Annotated in this window: 21 protein-coding genes; 7 read left to right on the forward strand and 14 right to left on the reverse strand. The window is 69.2% G+C overall.

Annotated elements, in window-relative coordinates:
* Nucleotides 1-6: 6 nt before the first annotated feature.
* The 10 genes from HRJ34_RS08205 to HRJ34_RS08250 form a co-directional block, all read right to left on the reverse strand.
* Complete coding sequence (locus tag HRJ34_RS08205) at nt 7-867, reverse strand: MBL fold metallo-hydrolase (RefSeq protein WP_029549147.1); 861 nt, start codon at nt 865-867, stop codon at nt 7-9.
* Between the two features lie 79 nt (nt 868-946).
* Nucleotides 947-1999, reverse strand: a complete 1053-nt coding sequence (locus HRJ34_RS08210) for a glycerophosphodiester phosphodiesterase (protein ID WP_208633826.1) — start codon at nt 1997-1999, stop codon at nt 947-949.
* 9 nt (nt 2000-2008) lie between these two features.
* Entirely contained in the window at nt 2009-2338 is a 330-nt protein-coding gene (grxD, locus tag HRJ34_RS08215; protein WP_016747782.1) for a Grx4 family monothiol glutaredoxin, read from the reverse strand.
* Nucleotides 2339-2348: 10 nt separating this feature from the next.
* Nucleotides 2349-2582: a BolA family protein gene (locus HRJ34_RS08220; RefSeq protein WP_012050884.1), complete on the reverse strand. Its 234-nt coding sequence runs from the start codon at nt 2580-2582 to the stop codon at nt 2349-2351.
* A 3-nt stretch (nt 2583-2585) separates the two neighbouring features.
* Complete coding sequence (locus HRJ34_RS08225; protein WP_012050883.1) at nt 2586-2909, reverse strand: DUF1476 domain-containing protein; 324 nt, start codon at nt 2907-2909, stop codon at nt 2586-2588.
* A gap of 100 nt (nt 2910-3009) precedes the next feature.
* A complete protein-coding gene (leuD, locus tag HRJ34_RS08230; RefSeq protein ID WP_012050882.1) occupies nt 3010-3588 on the reverse strand; it encodes a 3-isopropylmalate dehydratase small subunit in 579 nt (192 codons plus the stop codon).
* A complete protein-coding gene (locus tag HRJ34_RS08235; RefSeq protein WP_208633827.1) occupies nt 3588-4418 on the reverse strand; it encodes an N-acyl homoserine lactonase family protein in 831 nt (276 codons plus the stop codon). The genes leuD and HRJ34_RS08235 overlap by 1 nt, the downstream gene beginning before the upstream one ends.
* On the reverse strand, nt 4415-5854 hold the full coding sequence (gene leuC / locus HRJ34_RS08240) for a 3-isopropylmalate dehydratase large subunit (RefSeq protein WP_208633828.1): 1440 nt from the start codon (nt 5852-5854) through the stop codon (nt 4415-4417). The genes HRJ34_RS08235 and leuC overlap by 4 nt, the downstream gene beginning before the upstream one ends.
* Nucleotides 5855-6035: 181 nt before the next feature.
* Nucleotides 6036-7370 carry a serine hydrolase domain-containing protein gene (locus HRJ34_RS08245; RefSeq protein WP_012050879.1) on the reverse strand — a complete coding sequence of 445 codons (1335 nt, stop codon included), beginning with the start codon at nt 7368-7370 and terminating at the stop codon, nt 6036-6038.
* A gap of 181 nt (nt 7371-7551) precedes the next feature.
* Entirely contained in the window at nt 7552-8445 is an 894-nt protein-coding gene (locus tag HRJ34_RS08250) for a 5'-nucleotidase, lipoprotein e(P4) family (RefSeq protein WP_208633829.1), read from the reverse strand.
* 218 nt (nt 8446-8663) lie between these two features.
* Between HRJ34_RS08250 and HRJ34_RS08255 the strand changes: the two genes are divergently transcribed.
* Nucleotides 8664-8990 (forward strand): antibiotic biosynthesis monooxygenase family protein, encoded by a 327-nt coding sequence (locus tag HRJ34_RS08255; protein ID WP_012050877.1) that lies wholly within the window; start codon nt 8664-8666, stop codon nt 8988-8990.
* 118 nt (nt 8991-9108) lie between these two features.
* On the opposite strand, the gene HRJ34_RS08260 is transcribed toward HRJ34_RS08255, so the two are convergent.
* The gene (locus HRJ34_RS08260; protein ID WP_208633830.1) at nt 9109-9573 is read right to left on the reverse strand and encodes a cupin domain-containing protein; all 465 of its coding nucleotides are present in this window, start codon (nt 9571-9573) and stop codon (nt 9109-9111) included.
* 149 nt (nt 9574-9722) lie between these two features.
* Between HRJ34_RS08260 and HRJ34_RS08265 the strand changes: the two genes are divergently transcribed.
* Nucleotides 9723-11117 (forward strand): sensor domain-containing diguanylate cyclase, encoded by a 1395-nt coding sequence (locus tag HRJ34_RS08265; RefSeq protein ID WP_012050875.1) that lies wholly within the window; start codon nt 9723-9725, stop codon nt 11115-11117.
* Here HRJ34_RS08265 and thiS read toward each other — a convergent pair whose 3' ends face one another.
* Complete coding sequence (gene thiS / locus HRJ34_RS08270; RefSeq protein ID WP_081876384.1) at nt 11118-12125, reverse strand: sulfur carrier protein ThiS; 1008 nt, start codon at nt 12123-12125, stop codon at nt 11118-11120.
* A gap of 97 nt (nt 12126-12222) precedes the next feature.
* On the opposite strand from thiS, the gene aroQ reads away from it, so the two are divergent.
* The 5 genes from aroQ (at nt 12223) to HRJ34_RS08295 (ending at nt 17412) form a co-directional block, all read left to right on the forward strand.
* Nucleotides 12223-12663 (forward strand): type II 3-dehydroquinate dehydratase, encoded by a 441-nt coding sequence (gene aroQ / locus HRJ34_RS08275; protein ID WP_208633831.1) that lies wholly within the window; start codon nt 12223-12225, stop codon nt 12661-12663.
* Between the two features lie 76 nt (nt 12664-12739).
* The gene (gene accB / locus HRJ34_RS08280; protein WP_012050872.1) at nt 12740-13186 is read left to right on the forward strand and encodes an acetyl-CoA carboxylase biotin carboxyl carrier protein; all 447 of its coding nucleotides are present in this window, start codon (nt 12740-12742) and stop codon (nt 13184-13186) included.
* 6 nt (nt 13187-13192) lie between these two features.
* On the forward strand, nt 13193-14545 hold the full coding sequence (gene accC, locus HRJ34_RS08285; RefSeq protein ID WP_012050871.1) for an acetyl-CoA carboxylase biotin carboxylase subunit: 1353 nt from the start codon (nt 13193-13195) through the stop codon (nt 14543-14545).
* A 32-nt stretch (nt 14546-14577) separates the two neighbouring features.
* Nucleotides 14578-14916, forward strand: a complete 339-nt coding sequence (gene arsC / locus HRJ34_RS08290) for an arsenate reductase (glutaredoxin) (protein WP_208633832.1) — start codon at nt 14578-14580, stop codon at nt 14914-14916.
* Between the two features lie 204 nt (nt 14917-15120).
* Complete coding sequence (locus HRJ34_RS08295) at nt 15121-17412, forward strand: TonB-dependent receptor (RefSeq protein ID WP_208633833.1); 2292 nt, start codon at nt 15121-15123, stop codon at nt 17410-17412.
* A 67-nt stretch (nt 17413-17479) separates the two neighbouring features.
* Here the strand turns inward: HRJ34_RS08295 and HRJ34_RS08300 are convergent, their stop codons facing one another.
* Nucleotides 17480-18178, reverse strand: a complete 699-nt coding sequence (locus HRJ34_RS08300; protein WP_012050868.1) for a GDSL-type esterase/lipase family protein — start codon at nt 18176-18178, stop codon at nt 17480-17482.
* Between the two features lie 234 nt (nt 18179-18412).
* Nucleotides 18413-21835, reverse strand: a complete 3423-nt coding sequence (locus HRJ34_RS08305) for a chromosome segregation SMC family protein (RefSeq protein ID WP_208633834.1) — start codon at nt 21833-21835, stop codon at nt 18413-18415.
* Nucleotides 21836-21854: the final 19 nt, after the last annotated feature.

The following is a 21854-nucleotide window of genomic DNA, read 5'->3' on the forward strand; positions in this document are numbered from 1 at the left end:
TCAGACTCAGGCCGCGAGGCTCCATAGCGTGTCGTCGCGGCGGACGATACCGCGCGTCTCCAGGTCGATCAGATGGGCGAGCACCGACAGGCCGGCGGCGGTGTGCAGCCGCGGATCGACCCCGACATACATCTGCTGGACCATGTCGGGGATCAGCGCGACGTCGCGTTCGAGCAGGCGGAGGATCTGCCCCTCGCGCTGCTTGCGGTGGCCGACCAGCCCGCGCACGAAGCGCTGCGGCCGCTCGATCGGATCGCCATGCGCCGAATAATAGACGCTGTCCTGCTCGCGCGCCTGCAACCGTTCGAGGCTTTCGAGATAATGGCCCATATTGCCGTCGGGCGGCACCACCACGCTGGTCGACCAGCCCATGACATGGTCGCCCGTGAACAGCGCCCCCGCCTCGGGCAGCGCGTAGCAGATATGGTTGGAGGTGTGGCCGGGGGTATGCACCGCCTGCAGCGTCCAGCCGTCGCCGGCGATCGTCCCGCCCTCGCCCATCGCCTCGTCGGGGCTGTAGTCGCGGTCGAACGAGGCGTCGGCGCGCGGGCCCGCATCGTCGAGCGCGAGCGGGGCGCAGCCGATGATCGGCGCGCCGGTCCGCGCCTTCAGCTCGGCGGCGGCGGGGCTATGGTCGCGATGGGTGTGGGTGCAGACGATCGCGCGCACCCGCGCGTCGCCGATCGCCGCGACGATCGCATCGACATGCTCGGGCAGGTCGGGGCCCGGATCGATCACCGCCACGTCGCGCGTGCCGACCAGATAGGTCTGCGTGCCGGTATAGGTGAAGGGGCTCGGATTGCCGGCCAGCAACCGGCGCACCAGCGGGTGCTGCATCTGGGCCACGCCGACGGTCTGTTCGCTCATGCCGGTGCATGTGGCATCGGTGGGGCCCAATGTGAAGGGATTGTTCCGCCCTTGCCCCGTCGAGTGGTTCGCGGCCCGCCTATTCGGCCGTCTTCGCCAGGAACGTCCCGCGCGCCGCGACCGCCTCGCCGGGGAAGTCGCTGAACAGGCCGTCGACGCCATAGCCCAGGAAACGGGCATATTCGGCGGCCGCATCGCCCTTGGCCGCCTCGTCCGCGCCGATGCGGTCGCCGGCGGCCAGGAAGACATTCTCGCTGCGGAAGGTCCAGGGATGGACGAGCAGCCCGGCCGCATGCGCGTCGCGGACCAGCGTGGTCGGCGGCTGCGCGCGGCCGGCGGCGTCGCGCGGCTCGATCAGCAGCTTGTACGGCCCGATCGCGTCGGCATAGGCCGCGATCGCCTTGAGGCCCTTGGGGCTGATCATGTCGGTGACGGCCAGGCCGGTCCCCGCCGCGACCTGGTCATAGGGCGGCGCCTCGTCCTCGATGAGCTGGACGAGGCGCAATTTCGTCATCGCGCGCAGCGCCTTCAGGTTCGACACCTCGAACGACTGGATGAACACCGGATCGTCGGCCCTGCTGAAGCCGGCCCGCGCCAGCGCGTCGACCAGCGCCTTCTCCATCGGCTTGCCGATCGCGGCGAAATAGGTCGGATGCTTGGTCTCGGGATAGATGCCGACCTTGCGCGGGCTCGACCGCACCAGCGCGAGCGCCTCGTCGAAGGTCGCGATCCGCTCGTCCCGCCAGCCCAGATTGGCCGGCCGCAGCTTCGGCAGCCGCTCACGCGCATGGAGGGTCTTGAGCTCGGCGAGGGTGAAGTCCTCGGTGAACCAGCCCGTCACCGCCCGCCCGTCGATCGTCTTGCGGGCGCGCCGGCCGGCGAACTCGGGCCGGTCGGCCACGTCGGTCGTGTCGCTGATGTCGTTCTCGTGGCGGATGACCAGGACGTCGTCCTTCGTCATCACCAGATCGGGCTCGATGAAATCGGCGCCCTGCTCGATCGCGCGGGCATAGGCGGCGAGCGTGTGCTCGGGCCGCTCGCCCGACGCGCCGCGATGGGCGATGATCACCGGCTGGGCGGCCACGGACGCGGCGATGCTCAGCGCCATGGCGAAGGCCGGCAGGCGGCGCATCGCAGGCGGTCAGGCGTGGGCGATGCCGTTCTGGTCGAGCAGGTCGAGCAGTTCACCGGCCTCGTACATCTCCATCATGATGTCCGATCCGCCGACGAACTCGCCCTTCACGTAGAGCTGCGGAATCGTCGGCCAGTCCGAAAACTCCTTGATCCCCGTGCGGATCGCCGGGTCCTGGAGCACGTCGACGGTGGCATATTCGACGCCGAGATGATCGAGGATCGCGATCGCGCGGCTGGAGAAGCCGCACTGCGGGAAGAGCGGCGTGCCCTTCATGAACAGCAGCACATCGGCGGAATTGACCGCCGTCGCGATGCGCGCCTGGACGTCGTCACTCATTGTTCGCTCCTCAATCGGGCGTCGCGGTGGACAGCTGGAGCGCGTGGAGCACCCCGCCCATCCGCCCGCCCAGGGCATCATAGACCAGCCGCTGCTGCTTGACCCGGTTGAGTCCGCGGAAGCTCTCGCTCACCACGCGCGCGGCATAATGGTCGCCGTCGCCGGCGAGATCGGTGATCTCGACCCGCGCATCGGGCAGCGCGGCCTTGATCATCGCCTCGATCTCGTCGGCGGCCATCGGCATGGATTACTTGCCTTCCATCAGCTGGCGGCGCGCCTCGACCGTCTTGGCGTCGAGCGCGGTGCGGATGCGCGCATCGTCGATGTCGACGCCCGCCGAGGTCAGGTCGCCCAGCAGCTTGCGGATCACGTCCTCGTCGCCGGCTTCCTCGAAATCGGCCTGCACCACCGACTTGGCATAGCTGTCGGTTTCCTCGGAGGTGAGCTTCATCAGCCCCGCCGCCCAGTGACCGAGCAGCCGGTTGCGCCGCGCGGTGATGCGGAAGGCCATCTCCTGATCATGGGCGAACTTGTTCTCGAAAGCCTGCTCGCGATCATCGAAGGTCGTCATCTTGTTCCCTGCTCACCGTGGATGGATATTCAGATAGGCATGGCGTGGCATGCGCGCAACAGCACAGACTCGCAAAAGAGGCTCCGGCCGGAGCCTCCGGTCACAGCCAGGGCCGGTCCGCCGCCATCCTGCCTTCGAAGGTCGAGATCGCCGCGTCCTGCGCCAGCGTCATCCCCACCTCGTCGAGGCCGTTGAGCAGGCAATGCTTGCGGAACGGATCGATCTCGAAGCGGAAGCGGTCCTGGAACGGCGTGGTGACCGTCTGGTTCTCCAGATCGATGCCGATCGGGTGGGTCCTGGCGACCTCGAGCAGCCGGTCCACCGCTTCCTGCGGCAGCACCACGGTCAATATGCCGTTCTTGAAGGCGTTGCCCGAGAAGATGTCGGAGAAGCTCGGCGCGATCACCGCGTCGATGCCGAGGTCGCCCAGCGCCCAGGCGGCGTGCTCGCGGCTCGACCCGCAGCCGAAATTATCGCCCGCGATCAGGATGTTGGCGCCCTTGTACTCGGGATCGTCGAAGACGTTGCCCGGCTGCGCGCGGATCGTCTCGAAGGCGCCGCGGCCCAGCCCCTTGCGGGTGATCGTCTTGAGATACTGCGCCGGGATGATGACGTCGGTGTCAACGTTCTTCAGGCCCAGCGGAAGGGCGCGGCCCTCGACCTCGCGGATCGGCTTCATCAATCGGCTCCTTGCGGGAAAGCGGGCAGCTTGGCGACGTCGCGCGGATCATGCTGGATGATCGACACCGCCTTGAGCGAGGCGCCCAGCTTGCGGAAACGGTCCATCGACGCCAGCGAATCGGCGCGGTCGGTGTTGAAGGTCGGCACCCCGTCGCTGTCGAGATTCTCGTGGAAATGGGCGACGTCGCCCGACAGCAGCACGACGCCCGTGCGGGGCAGCCGCACCAGCAGGCCGTGATGGCCCGGCGTGTGGCCGGTGAAGTTGATCATCACCACGCTGCCGTCGCCGAACAGGTCCTTGTCGCCCTCGACCGCCTCGACCTTGGCGCCGTCGGCGAGCCAGGGCGCGATCGGCTTGCCGATGCCGTCCTTGTCGGCGCGCGCGGCCTTCAGGTCGCCGGCGCCGATGACGAGCTTCGCCTTGGGGAAGTCCGCCGCCTGTCCGGTGTGGTCGAAATGATAATGGCTGATGCCGATCAGGCCGATCTGCTCTGGCTTGACGCCGATCTGGGCGAGCTGGTCGACGATCGTCCGGTCGAGCCGGGCGTCGATCGGCTGGGTCGGATCGGGCTTGGCGCCGAGCAGGGCCGCCGGCACGCCGGTGTCCCACAGCATATAGGCGTCGCCGTCCTTGATCAGGTAGCAGCTGCCGACCAGGTCGCGGGTCTGGCCGGTATAGGCCTGGGTGTCCGAGAAGAGGTTGGGCTGGTTGAGGTGGAAGCGGCCGCAGTCGAGCCGCCACAGCTTGTCGACCGTGCCCGGCACCGGCGCGGCCTGCGCCGCCGCCGACGCCAGCAGCGCCGCCGCGATGGCGATCAGCCGCCTCATGCCGCCGGCTCCAGCTCGCGGACGTCGGTCAGGTGCCCGGTCACCGCCGCCGCCGCCGCCATGGCGGGCGAGACGAGGTGGGTCCGCGCGCCCGGCCCCTGCCGGCCGACGAAGTTGCGGTTCGAGGTGGAGGCGCAGCGCTCGCCCGCCGGCACCTTGTCCGGGTTCATCGCCAGGCACATCGAGCAGCCCGGCTCGCGCCATTCGAAACCCGCCTCGACGAAGATGCGGTCGAGCCCTTCCTCTTCCGCCTGCCGCTTGACCAGGCCCGAACCCGGCACGATCAGCGCCTGGCGGACATTGGCGGCGACCTTGCGCCCCTTCACCACGGCGGCGGCGGCGCGCAGGTCCTCGATGCGGCTGTTGGTGCAGCTGCCGATGAAGATGTTCTCGACCGGCACGTCCCGCATCCGGGTGCCCGGCGTCAGGCCCATATAGTCGAGCGACTTCTGCGCGGCGACCTGCTTCGACGGATCGGCGAAGCTCATCGGATCGGGGACGACGCCGGTGATCGGCACGACGTCCTCGGGGCTGGTGCCCCAGGTCAGGCAGGGCGCGATGTCGGCCGCGTCGATGACCACGACCTTGTCATAGGCCGCGCCCGGATCGGTCGGCAGCGTCCGCCACCAGGCGACCGCCTTGTCCCAGTCGGCGCCCGCGGGCGCCATGGGCCGGCCGCGCATATAGGCGAAGGTCGTCTCGTCGGGCGCGATCAGGCCGGCGCGGGCGCCGCCCTCGATCGACATGTTGCAGACGGTCAGCCGCCCCTCGATCGACATCTCGCGGAAGACGTTGCCGGTATATTCGATGACGTAGCCGGTGCCGCCGGCCGCGCCGATCACGCCGATGACGTGGAGAATCACGTCCTTCGGGCTGACGCCGGCGCCGAGCGCGCCTTCGACGCGCACCTCCATCGTCTTCGACGGGGCGAGCAGCAGCGTCTGCGTCGCCATGACATGCTCGATCTCCGACGTGCCGATGCCGAAAGCGAGCGCGCCGAGGCCGCCATGCGCGGCGGTGTGGCTGTCGCCGCAGACGATCGTCGTGCCCGGCTGCGAGAAGCCCTGCTCGGGCCCGACGACATGGACGATGCCCTGCTCGGGCGCGACCGCATCGATGTAGCGGACGCCGAACTCGGGCGCGTTGCGCTCGAGCGTGGAGAGCTGGCTCGCCGATTCCACATCGGCGATGGGCACGCGCCTGCCCTCCGCGTCGAGCCGCGCGGTGGTGGGAAGATTATGGTCCGGCACCGCGAGGGTGAGATCGGGCCGCCGCAGCTTGCGGCCGGCGACGCGCAGCGCCTCGAAGGCCTGCGGGCTGGTGACCTCGTGGACGAGGTGGCGGTCGATGTAGATCAGGCAGGTGCCGTCGTCGCGACGCTCGACGACATGCGCGTCCCAGATCTTCTCGTAGAGGGTGCGGGGCTTGCTGGACATGGCCGTCGCTCTACCCAACGTACGGCCAAAGTCAAAGCAGAGTGAAAAGGAAGGGTAGAAGCTGGGCTATCCCCTTCCCGCGTCATCCCGGCGAAAGCCGGGATCTCCCTTCTCTTCCTGCCGCCACCGGCCCGAAGGCACCGGGATTCCGGCTTTCGCCGGAATGACGACGATGAAGTCCCTATTTGTCCAGTTCCATCCAGTCCTTGAACGGCAGGTTGTAGAGCATGTCCATCACTTCGAGCTGCATGCCGGTCGGCTCGACCGCGGTCGAGTTCCAGAGCATGCCCACCCCGGCCTTGAGCAGCGGATCGAACAGGATCAGCGAGCGATAGCCGTCGACCGCGCCGCGATGGCCGATCACCTGGCGCCCCTGATAATGCCATATCCGCCAGCCGAGCCCGTAGGACGCTTCCTTGAGCGACTGGTCCAGCTCGCGCTGGCGGTGGATCGAGAAGGTGCGGATGCGCGGGCTGTGGATCTCGCGCAGGACGCGCTTCGACAGGACGCGCGGGGCGCCACCCATCTGCGCGCGCATCCAGATGCCGAGGTCGATGATCGACGAATTGACCCCGCCCGCCGCCGGCGTCCGGTAATAGGCATCGGCGACCTTGAGCTCACGGCGGCCGGTGTGCGGACGCGCCCAGCTCGGCGAGGATTCGAGGCCTTCGCGGGTGGTCGTCGCCGACTGCATGCCGAGCGGCCCGAACAGCTCCTGCTGGACCAGCGCGGCATAGCTCTTGTGGCCGGCATGCTCGGCCGCCTCGCTCGCCGCGTCATAGGCGATGTTCTGGTAGCTGTAGCATTTGCCCGGCGGGCAGAGCAGCGGGATCTGGTTGAGCCGGCTGCGGATCTCCTTGGGATCGTGGCCGTCCTCCAGGTCGCGGTCATAGGCGTTCTTCCAGATGCCCAGGCTCTGCGACAGGAGGTTGTCGATCGTCGCGACGTCCTGCGCATTCTCGGGCAGCTTGAGCGACGGCGCCCAGCGCGACACCGGATCGCGCAGCGACAGCTTCTTCTCCTCGGCCATCTTGGCGAGCAGGGTCGCGGCGACGCCCTTCGACACCGACGCCCAGCGGAACACGGTATGCGCGTCGACCGGCTTGCCCTCGGCCCCGTCGGTGGTCACGCCATAGCCCTTGGCGAAGCTGATCTCGCCATTCTCGATGGTGACGATCGCGACGCCGACCACCGACTTCTTCTCGGCGAGCAGCCGCATCCGCCGATCGAGCCGCGCATAGTCGATCCGGCGCGGCCCCGCCTTGCTGATGCCGATCCGGCTGAGGTCGACCGACAGGCGCTCCGCCCCCGGTTTCGGCACGTCCTGCGCGACGCGGCGCAGGTAGAAGCCTCCCGCCGCGATGAAGGCGATCAGGACCGCGACCAGCACCACCCCGGCGATGACGAGGCCATGCTCGATCTGGACGACGGTGGGGACATGGGGCTCGCGCGGGGGGCCGCGATCGGGCGTCGCGGCAGGTTTCGGGGCCGGCTTCGGAGCGGGATCAGGATTCACGGCAGGGATCGGACCAGCAGACAGGAGGGACGGCAGCCATAGCAGTTCGGACGAGGATCGCCCGAGCCGCCGACCGCCGCTCGCCCCGCGCCATGCACCATCCGGCGCGACACCGGAAGAGCCCGGCGCGGCGAAAATGCGCGATGCGGCGAAGGACCGCCGCCGCCGCTCCCTTCCGGCATCATTTCCCTTGCCCTTCAACGGGATCGGTCCAGCGCTTGTCGGCCGGGAAGACCGCGTCCCAGTCCCCCGCCAGCCCCGATCCGTAGACCGGGTTGGGCAGCATGAACCAGCCCTGTCCCCACAGCCGCGCGATCGCCGGCGCGGTCGCCAGCGCCCGGCGCGCAGCGGGATCGCCGCGGAAGCCGTCGCTGAAGTCGCCGAGCTGATCGCCGACCATCGCGATCACGCAGAAGCGGCGGGCGATCTCCTGCCGTCGGCCGTCCTTGCCGCGCTGCCCATCGACGTCGCCCGCCAGGAACAGCGTCTCGCCATGGCGGAACGCGCCCAGCCCGACCCTGGCGAGCGCGGCCTCGGCGGCGGCGGCGCTGGCCGCGGCGCGGTTGGTGTTGACGATCGGCGTCACCCCGCGCCGGCGCAGCGCCGCGACCGCCTCGACCGCGCCCGGCAGCGGCGCCAGCGCGGCGCCGTCGGCTTGCTCCCAGCGCGACCAGCGATCGGCGTCGAAACCCTTGCCGCCACGCGCTTCGAGCATCTCGTAACCGAGGTTGAGGACCAGCGTCTCGTCCATGTCGAACACCACCGCCGGCGGCCGGTCGCCGCAGGCGGTGAAGGCGGGACGGTCGGGCGAAGCATCGGCCGCCAGCACCACCGAGGCGCGCCGCTCCGCCTGCCGCTCGACGAAGACGGTCAGCGCGCCGAACGCCTGGACGTCGAGCGCCGCCGCCTCGGCCGATCCGTAGAGATATTGCATGCCCGGCGGAGGACTTGCGGGCGGAGCCGGGATCGAGGCCGGCGGACCGCGGCCGGCGCATCCGGCCAGCGTCGCGAGCATCGCCGCCGTCGCGAAGCGCCGCGCGGGCCGCGCCCTCCCCCGGCCGACCATCCCGAACATCCGCACCTCCCCGAAGATCGCGGGCAGCTAGGTCCGCCATCCCGCCCGCGTCAACCGCCAAGACGGGAATTTCATGTTGCATTGCAGCGATATGGCCCGGAATCGCGCCATTATTGCCACAGCCCGGCGCCAATAATCGCCCGCGCGGCGCGATCGGCGGCGGCGGGGCGTTGACCTGCGGCGAACTTTGCCCAATCACGAAGGGACAGGAGGCCGCGATGATCAAGGAATTGGCGGAAATCGACATCAAGCCGGGCTGCGAACAGGCGTTCGAGCAGGCGGCGGTGCTCGCCAGGGACCTGTTCCTCGGCTCGAAGGGCTGCATCGCCTTCCGCCTCCACCGGTCGATGGAACAGCCGAGCCGCTACCGGATGTTCGTCGAGTGGGAGACGATCGAGGATCACATGATCGAATTCCGCAATTCGGACGCCTTCCTCGAATGGCGCCGGCTGTGCGGGTCCTATTTCCAGAACCCGCCGCGGGTCGAGCATCTGGCGGTGATCGTCGAGGGCCGCAGCGAGGACCTGGCCGTCGCCGCCGAATAGACACTTCCTACCGCACATCCTGAGGAGGGACTGAGCCTTGGCGAAGGCCCGTCTCGAAAGTGATCAGGCCGTCATGTCCCCCGGACATGACTGAAGACTGCCGGGGGCAGTCTTCACCTCATTCCTTCGGATAGGGCGTCCCGTCGAGATGGCGGTAGAAGGACTCGCCCGGCCGTGCGTCCATGTCGATGTCGGGATAGTGGCAGGCGTCGGTCAACGGCCGCCGCGATCCGATCTCCAGATAGACGGCGTCGCGATCGCTCCGGTTCTGCAGGCAATGGCCATTGGCCATGCCCGCCTTCCAGCCGATGCAGTCGCCGGCGCGCAGGACATGGTCGCCATCGTCCTCGACCGCCACGACCTCGCCCTCCAGCATCATGACGAACTCGTCCTCGACGCTGTGCCAGTGGCGCTGGCTCGACCATCGGCCCGGCGGCAGGCGGACGAGGTTGACTCCGAAATCGCCGAGCCCCGCCGCATCGCCCAGCTTGCGCCAGGTGGCGCCCAGGCAGATGTCCTTGAAGGGATGCGGATAGCTGCAGCCGCTGCTGACGGGCACGGCGTCGATGTCGATCCTGGGCACGGCCTATCTCCTTGGACACGCCACCATGGCGAGACGGAACATTAAGCGAACGACGCGTTCGGTGACAGGAAAATCTCTTTTCATCCGGCGCATTTGTGCCAATAATCGATGCGAGGGGGGAAGATCAGCTAGTTGGAGTTGCTCGTCGCATGGCGCAACTTTCTTCCCATAGGGACTGGTCCAAGGAACTGCTCGCCGTGCAATCGGCGATCGCCGCCACGCCGGGCGACATCGACCAGGTGATGGACCTGATCGTCGTGGGCGCCCTGCGGACCATCCCCCACGCCGCCGGCGCGCTCGTCGAGATGCGCGACCGGAACGAAGGCGAATTCCGCGCCGCCAGCGGCATGGCCGCCCCGTTCGTCGGCGCGCGCGAGCGTTTCAGCGGCACCCTGTTCGAGCAATGCGTGCTGTCGCGCCGGGTCCATCATTGCCCCGATACGCAGGACGATCCGCTGGTCGACGCCGAAAGCTGCCGCGCGCTCGGCATCGGCTCGATCCTGCTGGCGCCGGTCGTCCATGAAGGCGCGGTGGTCGGCGTGCTCAAGCTCTACGGGCCGCGCGCAAGAATCTTCGACGAACAGGACATGCTGATCGCCCAGCTTCTCGCCGGGCTGATCACCACCGGCCTCGCCCGGATGGACCGCCGCGACGCGCACAGCGAGCTCGACCGGATGGCGACGCGCTTCAAGGCGACGTTCGACCAGGCCGCAGTCGGCATCGCCCATGTCGCGCCGGACGGCCGCTTCCTGCTGGTCAACGACCGCTTCTGCACGATCGCGGGCCATTCGCGCGAGGCGCTGATGCAGGGCGGCTTCCAGCAGATCACCCACAGCGCCGACCTCGACAGCGATCTCGACAATGTCCACCAGCTCGTGGCGGGGGACATCGTCTCCTACGTCATGGAGAAACGCTATGTCCGCGCCGACCGGCAGATCGTCTGGGTCAACCTGACCGTCTCGCTGGTCCGCAACGGCGTCGGCCATCCCGACTTCTTCGTCGCGGTGGTCGAGGACATCACCCGCCGCAAGATGGCCGAGGAACGCGCGCTGCACGATCCGCTGACCGGCCTGCCCAACCGGCGCTGGCTGGCCGAGCATTTCGGCAGCTTCTTCGGCGGGATGCCACGCGAGAGCGTGATCGCCTATCTCGACCTCGACGGGTTCAAGGCGGTCAACGACCGCTTCGGCCATGCCGAGGGCGACCGTTGCCTGAGCGACGTCGCGAGCAGCCTCGAACGGGTGCTGCGCGACCGCGATTCGATCTGCCGCATCGCCGGCGACGAGTTCGTGATCCTGATGCCCGACACCGACCATGCGACGGCGCTGGGCCTGATCGGCGAGTTCCGCAGCGCGGTGCGCAAGCTGTGCCGGGAGCGGCCGTGGAAGATCGGCATCAGCACCGGCGCGGTGATGATCGACGCGCAGCAGTTCGCCAGCCTCGACGACGTCCTCGAAGCGGCCGACCGGCTGATGTACCGGGCCAAGAAGGAACCCGGCATCGCCCCGATCATCTGCAACATCCGCGACGTGCTGGCGGCGTGATCAGATCAGCCCGGCCAGCGGGCTCGACGGATCGGCGTACATGCGGCGGCCCATGCGGCCGGCGCGATAGGCGAGGCGGCCGCTCTCGACCGCCAGCTTCATCGCGCGCGCCATCATCACCGGGTTCTTCGCCTCGGCGATGGCGGTGTTCATCAGCACGCCCGCGCAGCCCAGCTCCATCGCCGACGAGGCCTCCGACGCGGTGCCGACCCCGGCGTCGACCAGCACCGGCAGGCTGGTGCCCTCGACGATCAGGCGGATCGTCACCCGGTTCTGGATGCCGAGGCCCGAGCCGATCGGCGCGCCGAGCGGCATGATCGCGACCGCGCCGGCATCCTCCAGCCGCTTGGCGGCGATCGGATCGTCGACGCAATAGACCATCGGCTTGAAGCCTTCCTTGGCCAGCACCTCGGTCGCCCGCAGCGTCTCGACCATGTCGGGATAGAGCGTCTTCGCCTCGCCCAGCACCTCGAGCTTGACGAGGTCCCAGCCGCCCGCCTCGCGCGCCAGGCGCAGCGTGCGGATCGCCTCCTCGCCGGTGTAGCAGCCGGCGGTGTTGGGCAAATAGGTGATCTTCTTCGGGTCGATATAGTCGGTCAGCATCGGCGCCTTGGGATCGGCGACGTTGACGCGACGGACCGCGACGGTGACGATCTCCGCCCCCGACGCCTCGACCGCGGCGGCGTTCTGGGCGAAGTCCTTGTACTTGCCGGTGCCGACGATCAGCCGCGACCGGAAGGTCCGCCCCGCCACCGTCCAGCTATCGTCGTCAAGCGTCACGCCATGATCTCCACCACCAACAAAATGGACGATTTCCAGCTCGTCGCCATCGTCGAGCAGCACCTGCCCCAAGGTCGAGCGGGGCACAACCTCCAGATTGCGCTCGACCGCGACCTTGGTCGGCTCCAGCCCCAGTTCCAGCGCGAGGTCGGCGATCGTCAGCCCTGCCCTGACCCGGCGGTGCTCGCCGTTGATGCGGACCTGGATCGTGCCGTCGGGATTGGTCATGGGATCTCCAATGGGTGGCGCCGTATGCGCTTTCGCTTTGCGTCGGGGGGCCATATAGGGGTGCGGGTCGCACCATCGCAACGGAAAGGCTTGCCGCGTGGCGGATCGCCCGGTCATCTTCGTCCTCAACGGCCCGAACCTCAACATGCTCGGCACCCGCGAGCCGGAGATATACGGGACGACGACGCTCGACGACATCGCCGGCATGCTGGAGGATCGCGCGCTCGAACTGGGGTTCGAGATCGACATGCGCCAGTCGAACCACGAAGGGCACCTCGTCGACTGGGTCCAGGAGGCGAATGCCTCCGGCGCCAAGGCGGTCATCATCAATCCCGGCGCCTATACCCACACCTCGATCGCGCTCCACGACGCGATCAAGGGGGTCTCGATCCCGGTGATCGAGGTGCATCTGTCCAATCCGCATGCCCGCGAGGCCTTCCGCCACGTCAGCTATGTCGGGCAGGCGGCGAAGGGTTCGATCATGGGGTTCGGCGCGCAATCCTACATGCTTGCGCTGGACGCCGCCGCCCGCATCTGACAATGGCGGGCGCCACACGACATTCTTTGAAACCATAGAAGAGCAACCGATGGCCGATCAAACGCAGGGGAAAGCAATGCAGGTCGACCCAGAACTGGTGCGCCAGCTTGCCCAGCTGCTGGACGACACCAACCTTACCGAGATCGAGGTCCAGGACGGCGAGCGCCGGATCAAGGTCGCGCGCAACGTGACGGTCGGCGCCGCGCCGATCGCGATGCCCGCGCCCGTCGCCGCCCCGGCCGCCGCCGCTCCGGCCGCGGCGCCCGCCGCCGAAGCGCCGGCCGACCATCCCGGCGCGGTCAAGTCGCCGATGGTGGGCACCGCCTATCTGTCGCCCGAGCCGGGCGGCAAGTCGTTCGTCGCGCCGGGCGACAAGGTCGCCGCCGGCCAGACGCTGCTGATCGTCGAGGCGATGAAGGTGATGAACGCCATCGCCGCCCCGCGCGCAGGCACGGTCAAGGCGCTGCTGGTCGAGAACGGCCAGCCGGTGGAATATGACCAGCCGCTCGCGGTCGTCGAGTAAGCCGGCGTGGCGATAAGCAAGGTCCTGATCGCCAATCGCGGTGAGATCGCGCTCCGCATCCACCGCGCCTGCCATGAGATGGGCATCCAGACCGTCGCGGTCCATTCGACCGCCGACGCCGACGCGATGCACGTCCGCCTGGCCGATCAGTCGGTGTGCATCGGCCCGCCGCCGGCGGCCGAGAGCTACCTGAACATCCCCAGCATCATCGCCGCGGCCGAGATCTCGGGCGCGGACGCGATCCATCCCGGCTACGGCTTCCTCTCGGAAAACGCGCTGTTCGCCGAGATCGTCGAATCGCACAACCTGATCTGGATCGGCCCGAAGCCCGAGCATATCCGCACGATGGGCGACAAGATCGAAGCGAAGGCGACCGCCGCCAAGCTCGGCCTGCCGCTCGTCCCCGGCTCGCCCGGCCCGCTCACCTCGATCGAGGAAGCGAAGGCGGTCGCCGCGCAGATCGGCTATCCGGTGCTGATCAAGGCCGCGTCGGGCGGCGGCGGGCGCGGCATGAAGGTCGTGCCCGAGGAGACCCAGCTCGAGACGCTGATGGCGCAGGCGAGCTCGGAGGCGAAGGCCGCGTTCGGCGACGGCACCGTCTATATGGAGAAATATCTCGCCGATCCGCGCCACATCGAGTTCCAGGTGTTCGGCGACGGCAACGGCAACGCCATCCATGTCGGCGAGCGCGACTGCTCGCTGCAGCGCCGCCACCAGAAGGTGCTGGAGGAGGCTCCCTCCCCCGTCATCAGCCATGCCCAGCGCGCCGAGATGGGCACGATCGTCGCCCGCGCCATGGCCGACATGGGCTATCGCGGCGCCGGCACGATCGAGTTCCTCTACGAGAATGGCGAGTTCTACTTCATCGAGATGAACACCCGCCTGCAGGTGGAGCATCCGGTGACCGAGGCGATCACCGGCCTCGACCTCGTCCGCGAGCAGATCCGCGTCGCCGAGGGCAAGCCGCTGTCGGTCGCGCAGGAGGACCTCGAATTCCGCGGCCACGCGATCGAATGCCGGATCAACGCCGAGGACTGGAAGACCTTCATGCCGAGCCCCGGCACGGTGAAGGCGTTCCATGCGCCGGGCGGCATGCACGTCCGCGTCGATAGCGGCATCTACGCCGGCTATCGCATCCCGCCTTATTATGATTCGATGATCGCCAAGCTGATCGTCTACGGGCGCGACCGCGAAGGCTGCCTCCGCCGCCTCCGCCGCGCGCTGGAGGAGTTCGTGGTCGAGGGCGTCAAGACGACGATACCGCTCCACCAGGCGCTGCTCGACTCCCCCGATTTCCAGAAGGGCGACTATACGATCAAGTGGCTTGAGCAATGGCTGGCGGGGCTGGACCAGGCCTGATCGCCCAGCCACACGTCACCCGGAGAACAAGCATGAAGGCAGTCATCTGGCACAATCCGCGCTGCTCCAAGTCGCGCGAGACGCTGGCGATCCTCGAAGCCGCGCCGGGCATCGAGGTCGAGGTGGTCGACTATCTCAAGACCCCGCCGAGCCGCGCGCGGATCGCCGAGATGTACCGCAAGGCGGGCATGACCGCCGCCGAGGGCCTCCGCAAGGCCGAGGACGGCGCCAAGCTGCTGAAGGGCGCGAGCGAGGACGCGATCCTCGACGCGATGGCCGCCGACCCGATCCTGATCGAACGCCCGCTGGTCGAGACGCCGAAGGGCGTGCGCCTCGGCCGCCCGCCGGAGAAGGTTCGCGAGATCCTCTGACCTGTTGCAGAAATGCCGCACCGCAACAGATCGGCGGCGTTACTGACAACATTGTCACGATTGCGACATATTCGCCGCCTAACCGGGCCGTGGTCTCAGAAAACTCCATAAAGACTGCCAAATAACCACAAGCGGCCAGCGATGGCGGCGCCTGCGCTCGCGTGCAGGCGGCGGTTTCGCTCGCCCGTCTCGCAAGGGAAATCCATGACCGTCTCCACTGTCCGGCGCGCCGCGCTGATGTTCGGCGTCGCCTTCGCCGCCCTGGCCGCCGCGCCGTCCTTCGCCCAGGCCGCGCCCGCCGACGAAGCCTCGTCGGGCGAAGGCCTCGACGAGATCATCGTCACCGCGGAGCGCCGCGAGGAGAATCTGCAGCGCGTCCCCGTCTCGGTCGGCGTCGTCAACGGCGACAATATCCGCGCCTATACCAGCGGCGGCGACGACACGCTGCTCGCCCTCTCCGGCCGCGTGCCCAGCCTCTATGCGGAGACCACCACGGGCCGCATCTTCCCGCGCTTCTACATCCGCGGCCTCGGCAATATCGACTTCTACCTCGGCGCGTCGCAGCCGGTCTCGATCATCCAGGACGACATCGTCCTCGAGCATGTCGTGCTCAAGTCGAACCCGGTCTACGACACCCAGCAGGTCGAGGTGCTGCGCGGCCCGCAAGGTTCGCTGTTCGGCCGCAACACCACCGCCGGCATCATCAAGTTCGACAGCATCAAGCCGTCCGACACGTTCGAGGCGCGCGCCTCGGCCAGCTATGGCAGCTACAACACGATCACGGTCGACGCCGGCGTCGGCGGCCCGATCGTCGAGGACAAGGTCGCCGTCCGCCTGTCGGGCCTGTACCAGCACCGCGACGACTGGGTCGACAATGTCTATGCCGGCCCGAGCGCCGACGGCACCGTCACCCCGAAGAAGAACGCGATGGGCGGCTTCAACGACCGCAACTTCCGCGCCCAGGTGCTGCTGACCCCGACCGAGACCTTCTCGATCCTCGCCTCGGGCCATCTGCGCGACTATGACGGCACCTCGACGCTCTTCCTGCGCAACGCGATCACCAAGGGTTCGAACAAGGTCGACGTGCCGCGCGACCAGGTCGCCTATGACGAGGCGCAGGACAATCCGCAGGCCTACAAGACCTATGGCGCGTCGGTGAAGGCGACGCTCGACCTGGGCGGCGTGTCGCTGACCTCGATCACCGGCTATGAGACCACCTCGGGCTACAGCCGCGGCGACACCGACGGCGGCGCGGCGGCCAATTATGGCGGCGTCGGCTTCGGCCAGTCGATGGGCCAGGTCCGCGACCTCGACCAATATACCCAGGAGCTTCGCCTCGCCAGCACCGGCAACGGCGCGTTCAAGTGGCAGGTCGGCGGCTTCTACTTCGACAGCCGCGACAACACCGACTTCTACCAGCGCGCCTATTTCCTCCAGGGCGCCGCCCGCAACCCGAACAACTGGGTGCGGCTGCACAACGTCAACACCTCCTGGGCGCTGTTCGGCCAGGCCAGCTATCAGGTCACGCCCGAGCTGACCCTGACCGCCGGCGCGCGCCAGACCAAGGACACCAAGAAGACCCGGCTGGTGAAGACCGCCGACACCGCGGCCGGCGCGGTCACCTATACCGGCCGCCGCTACGTCCGCCTGTCGGACTCGACGCCGAGCTGGGACCTGAGCGCGCTCTACCAGGTCAATCCCGACCTGAGCGTCTATGCCCGCGTCGCCCGCGGCTTCCGCGGCCCGACCATCCAGGGCCGCTCGGCGGTGTTCAACGCCGACTTCACCACCGCGGATTCGGAGAAGATCCTGTCCTGGGAAGCCGGCTTCAAGAGCAGCCTGTTCGACAACAAGCTGCGCCTGAACGCGACCGCCTTCTACTATACGGTCAAGGACATCCAGCTCAACGGCAACGACTCGAACGGCAACGGCGTGCTGTTCAACGCCGACAAGGCGGAGGCCTATGGCTTCGAGGCCGACGCCGAGTTCCGTCCGGTCCGCAACCTCGCCATCTCGGCCGGCGTCAGCCTGCTGCACAGCGAGATCAAGGACAAGCGCGTCTATGCGCAGGTCTGCGCGCTCAACGGCGTCGTGGTCTGCACGGTCGAGAATCCGACGATCAAGGTCGGCGCCAACACCTTCGCGCAGATCGACGGCCAGCCGCTGCCGAACGCGCCGAAGTACAACCTGAACCTCGCCGCCCGCTACGACATCCCGGTGACCGACAGCGGCAAGCTGTTCGTCTCGACCGACTGGAACCTGCAGGGCTACACCAACTTCGTCCTCTACAAGACGAAGGAGTTCACCTCGAAGGGCAACTTCGAAGGCGGGCTGAAGCTCGGCTACACCGGCAATGACGGCCAGTATGAGATCGCGCTGTTCGCGCGCAACATCACCAATGAGAAGAACCTCAAGGGCGTGATCGAGAACTACATGGCCGCCGTCTACAACGAGCCGCGCATCATCGGCGTCTCGTTCAGCGGCAAGCTGAACTAAGACACAGGTCAGTTCGTTGCGAGCAACCCGGTGGCGGTCACCCCGCCGCCGGGTTTCCCCTATCCGGTCACGAAGCCTTGGCCGGCAGCGCCGCGCCGATCGGCGCCCTGGGCTTCAGGTAACGCTCGACAATCGACGTCCAGCGCTCATAGCCCCGCTCGTTGAGGTGCAGGCCGTCGACCCCGAAATATCGGGCGTCGGGCTTGCCCGCCTCGTCGAGCAGCGCGCCGCCGACATCGATGAAGTCGAAGCCGATCGTCGCCGCCTGCGCCTTGATCGCGGCGTTGGCCGCCATCATCCGCGCATAGAGGTCCCAGCGCAGCGGGGTCGGCTTCATCGACAGATAGGCGATCCGCGCGCGCGGCATGTCGGTGCGCAGCCGCGCGAGCAGGGTCAGCACGTCGGTCGTCGCCGCCTCGGCGGTCGCGCCGGCGGCGATGTCGTTCTCCCCGACATAGACGACTACCGTCGCCGGCTGCAGCCCGGCGACCACGCGGTTGTAATGGTGGAGGACGTCGGCCGTGGTGGCGCCGCCGAAGCCGCGATTGAGCGCGTGCAGCGTCGGGAAGCTCATCCCCACGTCCCACAGCCGGATGCTGGAGCTGCCGAGGAACAGGGTCGAGACGCCGTCGACCGGCAAGGGCCGGGCGGCCAGCGCCGCCACCTCGGCATCGAAGCGCGGCGTGACCTTGGCCGGGCCCTTGGGGGGCTCCGCCGCTGCCACCGCAGCCGCCATCAACAGGATCGCCGACAAGACCCGTTTCATTTGCACCGAAACCCGCCCGCTCAGCTATTTCTACCAGCGCAGCGGTCGCGGAAAAAGCCGCGGAGGCGAAACTATCGGCCTTCACCGTCATTCCTGCGCAGGCGCGGCGAAGAGTCCGTCATCCTGACGAAAGTCAGGATCCATTGCCGCTCCGTCGGGATGGAACCGGAACGTTGCGTTTCCGGATCCCGGATCAAGTCCGGAATGACGACAAGGCCCTTTCCACCACAGGTCTCACTCGGCGGCGAGCAGTTGCTCCGCGCCGCTCAAGTCGACCGACACCAGCCGGCTGACCCCGCGTTCGACCATCGTCACGCCGAACAGCCGGTGCATACGGCTCATCGTCACCGCATTGTGGGTGACGATCAGGTAGCGGGTCTCGGTCTCCCGCGTCATCGCCACGAGCAGGTCGCAGAAGCGCTCGATATTGGCGTCGTCGAGCGGCGCGTCGACCTCGTCGAGCACGCAGATCGGCGCCGGGTTGGTGAGGAACAGGCCGAAGATCAGCGCGACCGCGGTCAGCGCCTGCTCCCCGCCCGACAGCAGGGTGAGCGAGCTGAGGTTCTTGCCGGGCGGCTGGGCCATGATCTCCAGCCCCGCCTCCAGCGGATCGTCGCTGTCGATCAGCGCCAGATGCGCCTCGCCGCCGCCGAACAATGTCGTGAACAGCCGCCGGAAATGGCCGTTGACCGCCTCGAACGCCGCCAGCAGCCGCGCCCGCCCCTCGCGGTTCAGGCTGCCGATCGAGCCGCGCAGCCGGTTGATCGCCTCGTACAGCTCGTCGCGCTCGGTGATGCTGGTCGCATGCTGGCCCTCGATCTCGGCCAGTTCGATCTCGGCGACGAGGTTGACCGGTCCGAGCCGCTCGCGATCGGCGGTCAGCCGTTCGAGCCGCGCCGATTCCGCGCCCGCCTCGCCGACCTCATCGGAGACGAAGCCGACCTTCTGCGGCAGCACCGGCGCGGGGCATTCGAAGCGCTCGCCCGAGATACGGCCCATCTCGACCCGGCGCTGCTCCTGATTCTCCAGCCGCGCCTGCGCGCCCGCCCGCGCCTCGCGCGCCGCCGCCAGCGCCTCGCCCGCCTGGGCGGCGCCGGCCTCGATCGCGCGCAGCTCGTTCTCCGCCACGCGCTCGGCCTCGCGCGCGGTCTCGGCCTGCTGCTCGGCCGCGCGGCTGTCGGCGCCGACCGAGGCGATCAGCGCCTCCAGTTCCTCGGGCCGCCCTTCGAGCGCCTTGCTCTCGGTCTCGATCGCGGCAGCACGCGCGTCCATCTCGGCGATGCGGTTGGCGGCGTCGCCGGCGCGCGTCTTCCAGCTCTTCGCCTCGCCCCGCGCCGCCTGCTGGCGCTGCGCGTCGGCCGAGGCCGCCTGCGCCAGCGTCATCGCCATGCCGCGCGCCTCGAACAGCCGCGCGCGCACCGTCTCGCTCAGCTGCCGCAGCCGCTCGACCTCGGCGCGGGTCGCCTCGCCGTCGGGCAAGGCGAGCATCGCCGCCATCTGCGTCTCGACCAGCGCCCCCGCCTCGTCGGACTCGGCCTTGGCGCGCGCCTGCCGCTCGGCCATCGCCGCCTGCTGGGCGGCGAGCCGCTCGATCGCGGTGGTGGCCTGGTCCTCGTCGCGGATCGCGTTGCGCTGCGTTCCCTCGGCACGCCCCAGCTCGGCGCGCGCCGCGTCGATCGCGACCTTGGCGGCCTGGGTCGCGCCATTGGCCTCGGCGAGCGCCGCCTGCGCCGCCTCCAGCTCGGCCCGCGCGCCTGGCAGCGCCGCCTGAAGCTCGGCGAGCCGGTTGGCCCGGACCAGCCGCTCGGCCGCCGCCGCGCCGACTTCGGCCGCGAAGAAGCCGTCCCAGCGCCGCATCCGCCCGTCGCGGGTGACGAGCCGCTGCCCGGCCGCGAGCGCGATCGATCCGTCGTCGTCGTCGACCACCGCGACCTGCGCCAGCCGCCGCGCCAATTCGGCCGGCGCATGGACATGGTCGGCCAGCCGCTCGGTCCCCTTGGGCAGCGCGGGATCGTCGCCGGGCGCGGTGCCCGACCAGCGCAGCGGCCCCTCGCCGCCCACCGCGGCGTCGAGATCGTCGCCGAGCGCCGCCGCCAGCGCGCGTTCATAACCCGACGCGGCGCGGACCTGGTCGATCGCGCGATCGCCCTTCCCCGCCGCGCTCGCCGCCTTCTCCAGCGACCGCGCCTCCGATTCGAGCGCGGCCAGCGCCGCGCGCGCCGCGCCGCTCGCCGCCTCAGCCTCGTCGCGGCGCTGGGCGGCGGCGGCGCGCGCCTCCTCGCCCGCGCCGATCGCGGCCATCGCGTCGGCGATGGCGCGCTCGGCCAGTTCGCGCGCCGCGACGGCGGCGGTGCGGCGGGCGATGAGCGGCGCCTCGTCGCCCAGCGCCGCCAGTTCGCGGACGATACGCTGCATCTCGGCCTGGGCACGGTCGAGCCGCTGGCGGGCGGCGGCGACATTGGCCTGGGCGACGCGCATGTCGGCCTGCTCGGCGGCATGGGCGGCCTGCGCCTTGGCGACCGCCAGTTCGGCCTCGCGCGCCTCGGCCTCGGCGTCGCGGACCTGCCCGTCGATCGCCGACTGGCGGACCGTCGCCTCCTCGATCCGGCGGGCGAGCTCCTTCTCCTCCTCGGCCAGCGCCGACAGCGCCGCCGCCGCGTCGATCGCCAGCCGGTCCTCGCGCGCCCGGTCGCGGCTCAGCGTGTCGCGCGACTGGGCGATGTCGGATATCCGGCGGCGGACGCTCTCCAGCTCGCCGGTCAAGGTCGCTAGGCGATGGGCGAGCCCGGTCGATCGCTCCCGCGCCGTCTGCGCCGCCTGCCGCGCGTCGCCGACCTTGCGCGCCGCCTCGGCCTGCTTCTCGGCGATCGTCCGCTGCGCCTCGGTCGCCTGGGCGACGGCCGCCTCAGCGGAGGTCGCCTCCTTGCGCGCCGCCTCGGCCGCCGCGGCCGCGTCGCGCCAGCGCGAATAGATCAGCCGTGCCTCGGCGAGCCTGATCTGCTCGCTCAGCGCCTTGTAGCGCTCGGCCGCGCGCGCCTGCCGCCTGAGCGAGGCGGTACGGTTCTCCATGTCGGCGATCAGGTCGTCGAGCCGCGCCAGGTTGGTCTCGGTCGCGCGCAGCTTCTGCTCGGCATCCTTGCGGCGGACGTGGAGGCCGGCGATGCCCGCCGCCTCCTCCAGCATCTGGCGCCGCTCGGCCGGCTTGGCGGCGATCACCGCCGCGATCCGCCCCTGGCTGACCAGCGCCGGCGAATGCGCGCCGGTCGCGGCGTCGGCGAACAGCAGGCCGACGTCCTTCTGGCGCACGTCGCGCCCGTTCATGCGATAGGCCGAACCGGCGCCGCGCTCGATCCGGCGGGTGACCTCGACCTCGCGGTCCTCGTCGGCCTCCGCCTCGGGCCGCTCGGTGAACAGGGTGACCTCGGCGAAGTCGCGCGCCGGCCGGGTCGTGGTGCCGGCGAAGATCACGTCCTCCATGCCGCCGCCGCGCATCGACTTGGCGCTCGATTCGCCCATCACCCAGCGAATCGCCTCGAGCAGGTTGGACTTGCCGCAGCCATTGGGGCCGACGATGCCGGTCAGCCCGCGTTCGATGATCAGCTCGGCCGGCTCGACGAAGCTCTTGAAACCGGACAGGCGGAGCTTGCGGAAGCGCATCGGCGGTTCAATCCGTCTC

Source organism: Rhizorhabdus wittichii (assembly GCF_017607425.1).
Taxonomy (GTDB): Bacteria; Pseudomonadota; Alphaproteobacteria; order Sphingomonadales; family Sphingomonadaceae; genus Rhizorhabdus; species Rhizorhabdus wittichii.